Source organism: Longirhabdus pacifica (genome assembly GCF_004115085.1).
Classification (GTDB): Bacteria; Bacillota; Bacilli; order Paenibacillales; family DSM-105158; genus Longirhabdus; species Longirhabdus pacifica.
Window position 1 is genome coordinate 1 of the sequence record NZ_QXJP01000014.1, and the last position, 13,732, is coordinate 13,732.

A 13,732-nucleotide genomic window follows, 5' to 3' on the forward strand; every position below is an offset into this window, starting at 1 on the left:
GAAGATGTAAACGTGCAAGATGAAGATGGAGATACACTACTAATGTTAGCGACTGGGAACGGACATATCGACATTGTTCGGGCATTAATTCATGCTAATGCAAATGTAAACTTGAAAGGTGACGATGGATTCACCGCTCTTATGTTTGCAGCATCTGAAGGATATAACGATATTTTGCTGGCATTAATTCGTGCTAATGCAAATGTAAACTTGAAAAGTGACAATGGATTCACCCCTCTTATGATTGCAGCTGTGAAAGGGAATAACGATATGGTGCAAGCATTAATTCATGCTAATGCAGATGTGAATATGAGAAATAACGATGGATTGACCGCTCTTATGGTTGCAGCTATGAATGGTCATATCGATATAGTGAAGACATTAAGTCATGCTAATGCAGATGTGAATATGAAAGATAACGATGGATACACCGCTTTTATGCTAGCAGTATCTAAAGGACATATCGATATAGTGAAGACATTAAGTCATGCTAATGCAGATGTGAATATGAAAGGTAAAGATGGATACACCCCTCTTATATTTGCAGCTATAAATGGACATATCGATATGGTGAAGACATTAATTGATGCTAATGCAGATGTGAATATGAAGAATAACGATGAATACACCGCTCTTATGTTTACAGCTATAAAAGGATCTGTCGATATGATGAAGACATTAATTGATGCTAATGCAGATGTGAATATGAAAAATGACAATGGATTCACCGCTCTTATGACTGCAACTATGCATGGGCATAAAGATACGGTTGAATTATTACTTCGAGCTAAAGCGGACGCTTCATTGAGAACAAATAAGGGTAAAACAGCCTTAGACATTGCTAAAGAAAATGGACATGATGAACTGATTACACTCCTATCCAATGCAGGAATGTGAAAAAAAGCTAGTGGAGCGTTAAAATCCAAGCATCACACTCATTTGAACTAACTCGCTAGGCATATATTTTATAATGAAAACAAAGATGTTCAGTAAATATGAATATGACCATCTAGTATGTACTACTGATTCACTATGACATGATAAAAAAACATTTATTAACTATTTATATGTTTTACTATAAAAAAATTCGAGGTGTTGAAATGAACAAGCCCACATTAGACCTATTTCAAGCAGCAGGTGAAGGACACTACGATATTGTACAAACATACATCCATACACAGGGAGATGTGAATGTAAGAGACAATGAAGGAGTTACTGCGCTTATGATAGCCGTTGACGATGAACATACAGAAATAGTGCAGGCTTTAATAGACGCTAACGCAGATGTCAACGTAAGAGATAATGAAGGAGTTACTGCGCTTATGATAGCCGTTGAAAATGAAGATACAGATATGGTGCAGACTTTAATAGACGCTAACGCAGATGTCAATGTAAGAGATGAAGAAGGAGTTACAGCACTTTTGAAAGCAGCTGATGGAGGTGATATTGATATTGTACAGACTTTAATTGACTCAAAGGCAGGTCTCAATGTACAAAATATTCATGATGAAAATACACCACTTATGGCAGCAGTCCAAGGAAGCCACATGGATTGCGTTCAGGCTTTAATAGATGCAGGGGCAGATTTAAATATACAAGCCGATGATAAATGTACAGCACTTATGCTAGCCGTTTACTTTAATTTAACTGATTGTGTTAAAACTTTACTAGACGCAAAGGCGGACACTTCACTGAAAACGAATGCAGGCCAAACAGCTTTAGACATTGCTAAAGAAAAAGGAAACGATGAAATGATTACATTGCTGTCCAATGCAGGGGCAGAGGGAAATGAACTCACACCACTCATGCTTGCAGCGGATAAAGGGGATAGCGATACTGTAAAAGCTTTAATCCATGCCAAGGAAGATGTAAGTGTAAGTGATAACCTTGGACAAACAGCACTTCACAAAGCTGCTAATAATGGACATGCTCATATTGTAAAAGCTTTAATCCATGCCAACGCAGATGTAAATGTAAAGGATAACTCTAGCTGTACAGCGCTTATAAAAGCTGCTTATGAAGGACATACAAACACTATACAGGCTTTAATCGATGAGGAAGCGGATGTAAATGCACATAATAAGCATAGGCAAACAGCCCTTATTCTAGCAGCGGATGAAGGACATACCGATATTGTAAAAGCTTTAATACTTGCAAATACAGATTTAAATACAAAGGATACATATCATTGTACAGCGCTTATGTATGCTGCTAAAAATGGATATGCAGATATTTTAAAAGCACTCATCAATGCGGGGGCAGACTTAAATGTTCAAGATTTACTTCAAGAAACAGCGCTTATGTCAGCGGCATACAACGGACATGGAGATTGTGTTGAGGCTTTATTACATGCCAAAGCGGACACTTCATTAAAAACGGAAAATGGACGTACAGCTTTAGACCGTGCTAAAGAAGAAGGAAATGATAAAATGATTACATTGTTATCCAATGCAGGGGCAGAGGAAAATATACTCACAGCACTCATGCTTGCAGCGGATAAAGGTGATAGCAATACTGTAAAAGCTTTGATACATGCCAAGGAAGATGTAAATGCAAGTGATAACCTTGGACAAACAGCACTTCACAAAGCTGCTAATAATGAACATGAGGGTATTGTACAAACATTAATCTATGCGAACGCAGATGTAAATGTAAAGGATAACCACTATCAATATACAGCGCTTATGCTAGCGGCTAAATGGGTTCAACCAGGTATGGTGAAGGCTTTAATTGATGCAAAAGCGGATGTAAATGTACAAGATGCAGAGAAATACACAGCGCTTATGCATGCAGTTGATCAACGTTCCTTTGGAAGGCTAGAAACAGAAACTGTAAGGACTTTAATACGTGCTAATGCGGATGTAAACATGCAAAATAAAGATAAATACACAGCACTTATCATTGCAACTATCGCAGGAAATACAAACATTGTACAGACTTTAATTGATGCTAAAGCGGACGTAGATGTGCAAGATGTGGACAAATATACAGCGCTTATATTTGCGACGAACAGTGGTGATATAGATACTGTACAGGCTTTAATTAATGCTAAAGCGAACGTAAATCTGCAAAATGAAAATGGATTTAGCGCTCTTCACTATGCAACTTTTTTTGGCTACAGAGATATTGTTACATCATTACTGTCTGCTAAAGCGGACACTTCGTTGAAAACAGATGGTGGAGAAACAGCTTTAGACATAGCTAAAAGTATAGAAAATGATGAAATGATTACACTTCTAGCCAATGCAGAAATGTAAAAAGAAGCTAGTGGATTGTTGAACTATAGTATCACACTCATTTGTACTAACTTGATAGGCGTATATTTTATAGTTAAGACAAAGATCTTTCAGTAAACATGCCTATCTAGTATGTACTTCTGAATTACTATGACATGATAAAAAAACCATTTATTAACTTTTATATGTTTTACTAAATTTTAATTCGAGGTGTTGAAATGAATAAGCCCACATTAGACCTATTTCAAGCAGCAGGTGAAGGACACTACGATACTGTACAAACGTACATCCATACACAGGGAGATGTGAATGTAAAAAATGAAGATGGAGAATCACTTCTTATGTTAGCGACGGAGAACGGACATATCGATATGGTGCGGGCATTCATTCATGCTAATGCAAATGTAAACTTGAAAGATAACGATGGATTCACCGCTCTTATGTTAGCAGCGATGGAAGGACATATCGATATGGTGCAGGCTTTCATTGATGCTAATGCAGATCTCAATGTACAAAATGACTATGGATTCACCGCTCTGATGGTTGCAGCATCTGAAGAACATATCGATATGGTGCAGGCATTCATTCATGCTAAAGCGGATGTAAATATGCAAAATTACGATAAATACACTGCTCTCATGCTAGCAGTAGATAAAGGACATATCGATATGGTGCAAGCATTCATTCATGCTAATGCAGATGTCAATGTGCAGAATATGGATGGAGAGACCGCTCTTATGTTAGCAGCTACGGAAGGATATACCGATATGGTGCGGGCTTTCATTCATGCTAATGCAAATGTAAACTTGAGAAATGATGATGGATTCACCGCTCTTATGATTGCAGCAGCTAAAGGACATCAGGATATAGTGCAGGCTTTAATTGATGCTAATGCAAGTGTCGATATCAAAAGTAACCGTGAATACACCGCCCTTATGATTGCAGCTCTATATGGACATATCGATATGGTGCGGGAACTCATTCAAGCTAATGCAGATATAAATATAAAAGATAACCGCGGATACACCGCTCTTATGATTGCAGCAGGTGAAGGACATAACGATATCGTGCAGGCATTTATTCATGCTAATGCAGATGTCAATGTGCAAGATAAGCATGGAGAGACCGCTCTTATCCTAGCAGCTAAGAAAGGGCATATCGATATAGTGCAGGCACTCATTCAAGCTAATGCAGATGTTGAATTGAAAATGGACGATGGATACACCGCTCTTATGCTTGCAGCTATGGCAGGGCATATCGATATGGTGCAGGCATTCATTCATGCTAATGCAGATGTTGAATTGAAAACGGACCATGGATACACCGCTCTTATTATTGCAGCAGGTGAAGGACATAAAGATATTATGATGGCATTAATTCGTGCTAAAGCGGATGTAAATATGAAAGATAACAATGGACGCACGGGTCTTATGTTTGCAGCTATGAGAGGACATAAAGATATGGTTGAATTATTACTTGAAGCTAAAGCAGACGCTTCATTGAAAACAAATGCTGGTGAAACAGCCTTAGACATTGCTAAAGAAAATGGACATAAAGATATTGTTACATTGTTAAAACAAAAATTAAAAAGCTAGTGAATCGATCCAACATACCCATCTCATGTGTGGTTCTGATTCACTATGACATGATAAAAAAACATTTATTACTTACTTTTTCTATATTTTATTTATATATATTGAGGTGTTGAAATGCACAGGGAAGAAGACAACAGTGAATTAACACTTATCGTTCTTTTGTACATTCATTCTTTAATGTTCGCAACGTTTTTCTATGAAACAGCATTTTATATCCAGAATGTGGAGTTTCGATTATCTACTATTCTATTTAGTATCAACACTGCTATTTTTATATATGCAATAGTTCGATGGGCTCGAATGAAAAAGAGAGACTACCTACTTCTGGCATCTACAAAAGGTCATCCTATCTATATAGTACGAAAGTTCATGTATACAAAAGCAGATTTAAATGTGAAAAATGAAAAAGGAAAGACACCTCTTATGCTAGCGTCTGTGAACGGACATACCGATTTTGTTCAGGCTTTAATAAACGCTCAAGCAGATTTAAATACAAAGGATAACTCTAACTGTACAGCGCTTATGTTAGCAGCTTATGAAGGACATACCGATATTGTAAAAGCACTAATGGATGCTGAAGCAGACTTAAATGTACAAAGTTCATTAAAAAGAACAAGAAGTACAGCGCTTATGCTAGCAGCTACTGAAGGACATACCGATATTGTAAAAGCACTAGTGGATGCTGGGGCAGACTTAAATGTACAAAGTTCATCAAGAAGAACAAGAAGTACAGCGCTTATGCTAGCAGCTACTGAAGGACATACCGATATTGTAAAAGCACTAATTGATGCTGGGGCAGACTTAAATGTACAAAGTTCATCAAAAAGAACAGCGCTTATGCTAGCAGCCAATGAAGGACATACCGATATTGTAGAAGCGCTAATTGATGCTGGAGCAGACTTAAATGTGCAAAGTTCATCAAAAAGAACAGCGCTTATGCTAGCAGCCAATGAAGGACATACCGATATTGTAGAAGCGCTAATTGATGCTGGAGCAGACTTAAATGTGCAAAGTTCATCAAAAAGAACAGCGCTTATGTCAACGGCGTGTAACGGGCATAGAGATTGTGTCGAGGCGCTAATACGTGCTAAAGCGGACACATCGTTGAAAACGGATAATGGAGAGACAGCTTTAGACCTTGCTAAAGAAAAAGAACATCAGGACGTTATTACATTGTTATCTAATGCAGGAGCAGAAGAAAATATACTCACAGCGCTCATGATAGCAGCTGGTAAAGGAGATAGCGATACTGTAAAAGCTTTAATACATGCCAAGGAAGATGTAAATGTAAGAGATAGCATCGGGCAAACGGCACTTCATCAAGCTGCTAAAAAAGGACATGAGAATATTGTACAGGCTTTAATTCATGAAAACGCGAATGTAAATGTACAGGATTACCATCGTCAATATACACCGCTCATGTTAGCAGTTGAAAATGAAGACAACAATATTGTGCAGACTTTAGCTCATGCAAAAGCAGATTTAAATGTAAAAAATTCACGTAAAAAAACAGCGCTTATGTTAGCAGTTTTTGAAGGACATACCGATATTGTAAAAGCACTAATTGATGCTGGGGCAGACTTAAATGTTCAAGATGTACTTCAAGAAACAGCGCTTATGTTAGCAGTTTTTGAAGGACATACCGATATTGTAAAAGCACTAATTGATGCTGGGGCAGACTTAAATGTACAATCTAATTATAGAGAAACAGCGCTTATGTTAGCAGCTAAGAGGGGATATATAGATTGTGCTGAGGCTTTAATACGTGCTAACGCAGACACTTCGTTGAAAAACTATAAAGAACATACAGCTTTAGACCTTGCTAAAGAAAATGAACATAAGGACATTATTACATTGTTATCTAATGCAGGAGCAGAGGAAAATATACTCACAGCGCTCATGATAGCAGCTGATAAAGGAGATATTCATACTGTAAAAACTTTAATCAATGCGAAGGAAGATGTAAATGTAACGGATAACTATGGACAAACGGCACTTTACAAAGCTGCTAAAAAAGGACATGAGAATATTGTACAGGCTCTAATTCATGAAAACGCAGATGTAAATGTACAGGATTACCACCGTCAATATACACCGCTCATGTTAGCAGTTGAAAATGGAGACAACAATATTGTGCAGACTTTAGCTCATGCAAAAGCAGATTTAAATGTGAAAAATAAAATGGGAGACACCGCGCTTTATGTAGCCATACTTGCAGGACATACCGATATTGTACAAGCTTTAATTGATGCAGGGACAGACTTAGATGAAGAAAGTATATTGAGAGAACCAGCGCTTATGTTAGCAGCTGATAAAGGATATACCAACATTCTAAAGTTACTAATCGATGCGGGAGCAGACATAAATGAACAACAATGGAAATCTGAAAAAACAGCGCTTATGACAGCAGCATGTAACGGGCACATAGATTGTGTTGAGGCTTTAATACGTGCTAGAGCAGACACATCGCTAGAAAACAAAGATGGAGATACAGCTTTAGACCTTGCCAAGAAATTCTCACGTGATGAAATCATTAGATTGTTATACTTTGCAGGAGCAGAAGAAAATAAACTCACACCACTCATGATAGCAGCTGACAGAGGACAGATCCAAACTGTAAAAGCTTTAATCAATGCCAGGGAGGATGTAAATGTAACGGATAATCATGGACAAACGGCACTTCACAAAGCTGCTAATAATGGACATGCGGATATTGTCGAAATATTGATACATGGGAACGCAGATGTCAATGTAAAAGATAACCATCGTCAATACACAGCGCTTATATTTGCAGTTAAAAATAAACACACAGATGTTGTGAAGACTTTAATTCATGCTAATGCAGATGTCAATGTAAAAGATAACTATAACTACACCATGCTTATGCTAGCAGTTGAAAATTGGCACACAGATGTTGTGAAGGCTCTAATTGATGCAGATGCAGATGTCAATGTAAAAAATAAAAACAACCAAAATGCTCTTATAATGGCAGTTAACCTAGGACTCACCGATATTGTGAAGGCATTAGTTGATGCTAATGCAGATGTAAACCAATATGATATATCTCACGAAACAGCTCTTACATATGCAGCTTCCAAAGGTCATACTGAAATTGTTGTAATTCTATTGGCTGCTAAAGCGGACACTTCATTGAAAACGTATGGAGGTCAAACAGCCTTAGACCTTGCTAAAGAAAATGAACATAAGGACATTATTACATTGTTATCCAATGCAGGAGCAGAAGAAAATATACTTACAGCACTCATGATAGCAGCTGGTAAAGGAGATATTCATACTGTAAAAGCTTTAATCGATATCAAGGAGGATGTAAATGTAAGAGACAGCCTTGGACAAACGGCACTTCACAGAGCTGCAAATAGAGGACATAAGGCTATTGTACAGGCATTAATTCATGGAAATGCAGATATAAATGCAAAAGACCACCACATTGGAAGTACACCACTTATGCTAGCGGTTGAAGAGGGGCATATCCATATTGTGTGGGATTTAATTCTTGCTAATGCAGATGTGAATTTGAAAGATAAAGATGGAGACACCTCTCTTATGATAGCGGTATATGAAGAGTATACAGATAGTGTTCAGGCTTTAATACGTGCAGGGGCAAATGTAAATGTGAAAAATGAAAAAGGGAATAGCGCTCTTCACAGTGCAGCTTTCCAAGGTCATACTGAAATTGTTGGAATCTTACTTGACGCTAAAGCGGACACTTCGTTGAAAACAAACGCGGGTGAAACAGCACTAGACATTGCTAGAAAAAAAGGAGATGCACCTACAGTCACATTGTTAGAAAAAAATTAAAAAAGCTAGTGTAACGAATAAAATCTTAAAAAAACTGTTGAAGCGTTCATCTTTTACTGAAGAGGAGGAGTTTTCTCCTCTTAAAAATATCTAAACCTACTATCCCATTCACTAGCAAAACAATAGCAAGCACATTTTATTGTATCTATTACAGATTAATACATCAAATACATTATGTATTGTATTTACTCAACCCCTATCTCCCCATTGCTTCTAGAATAAACGTTACTAACAAAAATATTGAAGATATGGAGCCCAAAATTATACTAAGTATAAGAGAAAATTTTCTATACTTCCCAGTTATAATGGCTATAAAGGCAAGAACCACACATATATAACATAAGATGAGCATTGTTGTGAATATAATCAATGAAGTACCTCCATTTATGTGGCTGTAAACTCAATCTAAATATCGTTGTAATGTTAGCTACTCTTCTTTTTTTCAAAATAAATGGCTAATAATATTCCAATTATGATGGATTGATAAATCAAAATTGTTTCAATTTCAAAAAAAGACATGTCATACATACCGAATACAAATGCAAGAACATAATTAGCTACAATAGCTGACAAAATATAAAATAACAACACGACCCCTTCCCCCCTTTCACAAATAAAATTATAAATAAATTGAAAAATGTTAATAGGTAAAATTATATATATCATTATACAATATGGTAAAAACACTTTTAAATTCTAATCTTCTATCTTCTATATTAAGTGAAGCACTTCCTGGAGCTAACCGGTGGCCGTATGCAATTTCAATAACACCTGTTGTACCCTCATGCATTTTATCCGCTCTAATTTTTTGAAATCCATGTCCCCATTGTTCAGTGTTTTTCCCACCTGCTTTGACATCTACCTTCCATGAAACTCCTCCATCTTTTATAATGTCTGCAGGAAGATCCCAGTAGCTTAAATTTGTTATACCTGAAGACATTACAGTTGCTTTATTCCCAAAACCACTTGGATCTTCATGACGATGAGCCTTCCCCTGCCATACAACAGCCAACGTGTCTGTGTAGAAATACAACGGACTGCTATTCCATTTGTAATGTACGTAAATACCGTAAATATTTTCTACAGACGATGAAGATGGAAATTTCGATACGTATGCCCACATAATGAACTTATCATTGTTATTGTTATCCGTACTAGCAATTTCAAATGCAGGTGGGGCAAATAAAAGAGGTGTTGATGCATAGGAAAATAACTTAAAATTTCTGTTCCATTCATGATGTTGAATAACGTTAGAAGATTTAATCGTTTCTACTTTTTTCCCACCATTTGAAGCAATTTCCGTTTTAAACTCCAACGACATCCTATTGATTTCACTTTCTTCAAAACCCATGTTTACTAAGTGTGCATTTATATTTTCCTCTGATGCTTGTTCAATATTAAAAAACGGAATGATAGTATGATCACTTTCATCATCTGAAGCTTGAACTGGTGTAACGATAAACATAAACCATAAAAATAATGTCATCATACACGCTAGTTTTATCTCATCTCTCATTTTATGCTTCCTCCTTTATGTATGGATTCATTATGAACATCAAAAAAAACCTTGCATAGCAAGGCTTTAGTTTATAACTTCATGTTCACATTGTTTATAAATACAATAGAAATAGTATTTTTTGTTTATTTCATCCTATCAGTTTTTATAGCTCGTGGTCAATGAGAATGGAATATTTTGTGTTGGTTTATCACAGTTAATTGAGTTGTAACTACAAGTATTATCCTTTTCAAACTGAATAATTTCCATTAACTACGGGGAGATACTTTTAATTTTTCAACAACTTTTATTATAAGATACATCAAAAAATATACAGGAGGAAATGCTAAAAGGGTAATGTATTTAGTCCCTGTTAATATAAAGTATACATTTTCTTTTCTTAGTTTCAATTCTCTTTTTAGTAAATACATGGAAATAATGAAGCCGAGAAAAAAATCTAATTCTCTCATGATTATACTACCTAAAAAGTAAAACATAGTAGATAGGACAACAATTAATGCCCATATAAAATGAAAAGATTTCTGTATTATTTCTGACATTTTCATTAAAAATTTATTTTCTTGAATAAATAATTTTTTAAAAGGAATTAGAGTAATAATGATGTAACTACAAATAAGAACTGAATAAATTTCATGATATATCATCATGTGCTTATGTCTTCCCTCCTATTCGATATACAATATAATAGCATATCTATTATATTGTATGTTTATTTTAAAATAAAATTTTGTTAACTAAAGCTTTTCTTCACTCTAGCTCGCCTAATATATGAGTTTTAACGCACAAAAAAAAGCTAACTAAGCTAGCCCCCTTTATTCACATCTCCGTTGTATATTCATATCAACTCTGACCTAGAAAACTTACTTACTACCGCTTTTGAACTAAAATATTCAAATGAAACTATAGCTTTGTAAAAAATCAATGCGTATTGATGAATTTTATGTAATATTTGTAATATTTAAAGATAATGATGAATCCATACTCATAGAGCCCTGCAGATTCCCTGTGCTTTTTGTTTTGTTAGTTCTAAACTTGACTTACTTCAAATATTAAGTATTTATGCTACCTAATTTTTACACGATGAAAGGAGGAAATTATTTATGACATATAGTAACGTTGAAAATACACGAGTATGGTTCATTACAGGGGCAAGCAGTGGACTAGGATACGAATTCACTAAAAAAGCACTAGAGTCAGGTGATAAGGTTGTTGGTGTTGCGAGAAATATTGAAAAATTGAACGAATTAAAAAGTCAGTTTAAAGGAATGTTACTTCCTTTAAGGCTTGATGTTACTGATAGAAGTGCTGTTTTTACTACAGTGAACACTGCTCTTAAACATTTTGGAAGGCTAGATATTGTCATTAACAATGCAGGTAATATGGTATTGGGTATGATTGAAGAATTTAATGAAGATGAAGTTAGAAGTCAAATGGAAACTAATTTCTATGGTGCAGTATGGGTTTCCCAAGCAGTTATACCGTACTTACGAACACAAGGATCAGGTCATATTATACAGATATCTAGTATTGGTGGACTGATTACTGGTCCTATGTCGGGAATCTATAGTGCTAGTAAATTTGCTTTAGAAGGATTTAGCGATGCTTTAGCACAAGAAGTTGCTCATTTTGGTGTAAAAGTATCTATCGTAGAACCCGGAGGTTACTGGACGAATCTATACTTAAAAATGGGTTTTGCTACACAGAAAAAAGAGTATGATTCATTACGTGATGTGTTGGCTAAACAAAATTCAATCGAATCAGTAGATAGTGATCCTAAGTTGGCCGCTGAAGCTATAATGAAACTCGTGAATAGTGAGAATCCTCCTCTCCGATTGATCCTAGGAAGTCTTGTTTACGATTTAGCTGTTGAAAATACAGAAAAACGGATATCTACATGGAAAGAGTGGGAATCAGTCAGTCGTTCTGCGGAACATGGTATTCCTGCACCAGAAGGATATGGAATTATTGAAGAATAAACTTTTAAAAAAAGGACCCTAAAAGATATCTTTAACAGAGCCTTTGAGTGGCAAATAATCAAAACAAATCCGATGGATGGAGTAAAGAAACGCAAAAACATACTTATGCCGCCCCAGACTAGGAGCGGCATTATCTTTATTATTCGCTTACTTTATACTCTCTAACTTCGAATAACTCGATCATATCATGTACCACGTAGTCTGTACGGCTAATATCGCTACCTAAGTTGTAGTCCTTGTCGAACTTGTAAAATAGAGAAGATTTACTTTCGTACCATGTCATGAACGTGTTTACTTCGCTCATGCTTACATCGTACTCTTTCACTAATCCACTATTCAGTATAATCGTTAGAATAGCACGGTTGTTATCATCTGATTGCGGTGTTGCGCTTGCTTCATTGGAATAGGCGCTTTCTCCATTTTCGTTGACTGCTGTAACGACATAATAGTACGTAGTGCCGTTTGTAAGTGGACTATCTACATAAGATGTACCGTATACGTTTGTTGCTACTGATGTGTATGGACCACCAGAAGTAAGGGAACGGTAGACGTTGTATGTGTCTGCGTCTGTTACCTCGTTCCAGTTTAGCATTACTTTAGCGTCACCACCTGTTGCTGTAAGGTTTAGTGGTGCGTCTACGTCACTTCCTGGGGTGTAGATTTCTACTATATCATCAGAACCACCTACAACATATATCTTATCGTTAAGAACCGTGATTCCAGGTTGACTCCTAGCAAAATTCATGCTAGGAATTGTTGACCATAATTTTTTGAAAGGGTCGTACTTCAATATTGATTTACTACTTCTTTGAGCTATATATACATTATCGTTTAGAACAGTAGCTTCTAATTGATATTCTGCTTGTTGCATAGTATCACTAATTATCCATGCATTATTTTGAGGGTCATACACTTCAATTGTATCTAATAATGATATTTGATCATATCCGCCAAAAGCATAAATTTTATTATCAATTACAGCTGTTGCAAATTGTGTTCTGTTGCTTGACATACTTGCTTTTGTAGTCCATGTATTCGTGTCAGGATCATACATTTCTACTGAAGATAAAGGCTCAAGCCCATCACGATAACCACCAATAGCATAAATCTTATCATTTACTACTGCAGTTGAAAAATAAGTTCTGACAGTCGACATACTTGCTTTGGTAGTCCATGTATTGGTGCTAGGATCATACATTTCTACTGTTGAAACAGCGTCCAGACCAACTCCATCATCAGGTATATGTCCCCCAATCACATAAATTTTATTATTTACCACTGATAGTGCGAAATTTTGTTTAGGTTTAGGCATACTGGCCTTAAACTCCCATGTATCTGAAGCAGGATCATACATCTCTACTGTGTATTGCCAGCTATTTGTACTATTACGTCCTCCAATTGCATATATTTTCCCCTGTACTTCAACCACTCCAGGATCATGTCTGCCAATATTCATCGGTGTCCCTATCTCCCATGTACCACCGCTATCAGCAGCAAGCGCCCCCATTGGTACAATTGTAAACACCATCGCCATTATCAATAACAAGCTAAATATCTTTTTCATCTTTCTACCACCTCGTTAGTATTTTA

General features: G+C 36.1%; 7 protein-coding genes. 5 read left to right on the plus strand and 2 right to left on the minus strand.

What is annotated here, in order from left to right; translation table 11 throughout:
- The 4 genes from D1Z92_RS10845 to D1Z92_RS10860 all read left to right on the plus strand — a co-directional run.
- Window positions 1-897 (plus strand): ankyrin repeat domain-containing protein (locus tag D1Z92_RS10845; RefSeq protein WP_128895701.1); only part of this gene is annotated, 897 nt, incomplete at its 5' end.
- A gap of 203 nt (window positions 898-1,100) precedes the next feature.
- On the plus strand, window positions 1,101-3,257 hold the full coding sequence (locus tag D1Z92_RS10850; RefSeq protein WP_164931572.1) for an ankyrin repeat domain-containing protein: 2,157 nt from the start codon (window positions 1,101-1,103) through the stop codon (window positions 3,255-3,257).
- Window positions 3,258-3,454: 197 nt separating this feature from the next.
- A complete protein-coding gene (locus tag D1Z92_RS10855; RefSeq protein WP_128895703.1) occupies window positions 3,455-4,831 on the plus strand; it encodes an ankyrin repeat domain-containing protein in 1,377 nt (458 codons plus the stop codon).
- Window positions 4,832-4,945: 114 nt separating this feature from the next.
- Window positions 4,946-8,650 (plus strand): ankyrin repeat domain-containing protein, encoded by a 3,705-nt coding sequence (locus D1Z92_RS10860; protein ID WP_128895704.1) that lies wholly within the window; start codon window positions 4,946-4,948, stop codon window positions 8,648-8,650.
- Between the two features lie 640 nt (window positions 8,651-9,290).
- Here D1Z92_RS10860 and D1Z92_RS10865 read toward each other — a convergent pair.
- Window positions 9,291-10,166 (minus strand): hypothetical protein, encoded by an 876-nt coding sequence (locus D1Z92_RS10865; RefSeq protein ID WP_128895705.1) that lies wholly within the window; start codon window positions 10,164-10,166, stop codon window positions 9,291-9,293.
- Window positions 10,167-11,266: 1,100 nt separating this feature from the next.
- On the opposite strand from D1Z92_RS10865, the gene D1Z92_RS10870 reads away from it, so the two are divergent.
- On the plus strand, window positions 11,267-12,142 hold the full coding sequence (locus D1Z92_RS10870; RefSeq protein ID WP_128895706.1) for an SDR family oxidoreductase: 876 nt from the start codon (window positions 11,267-11,269) through the stop codon (window positions 12,140-12,142).
- 139 nt (window positions 12,143-12,281) lie between these two features.
- Here the strand turns inward: D1Z92_RS10870 and D1Z92_RS10875 are convergent, their stop codons facing one another.
- Window positions 12,282-13,706, minus strand: a complete 1,425-nt coding sequence (locus D1Z92_RS10875) for a Kelch repeat-containing protein (protein WP_128895707.1) — start codon at window positions 13,704-13,706, stop codon at window positions 12,282-12,284.
- Window positions 13,707-13,732: the final 26 nt, after the last annotated feature.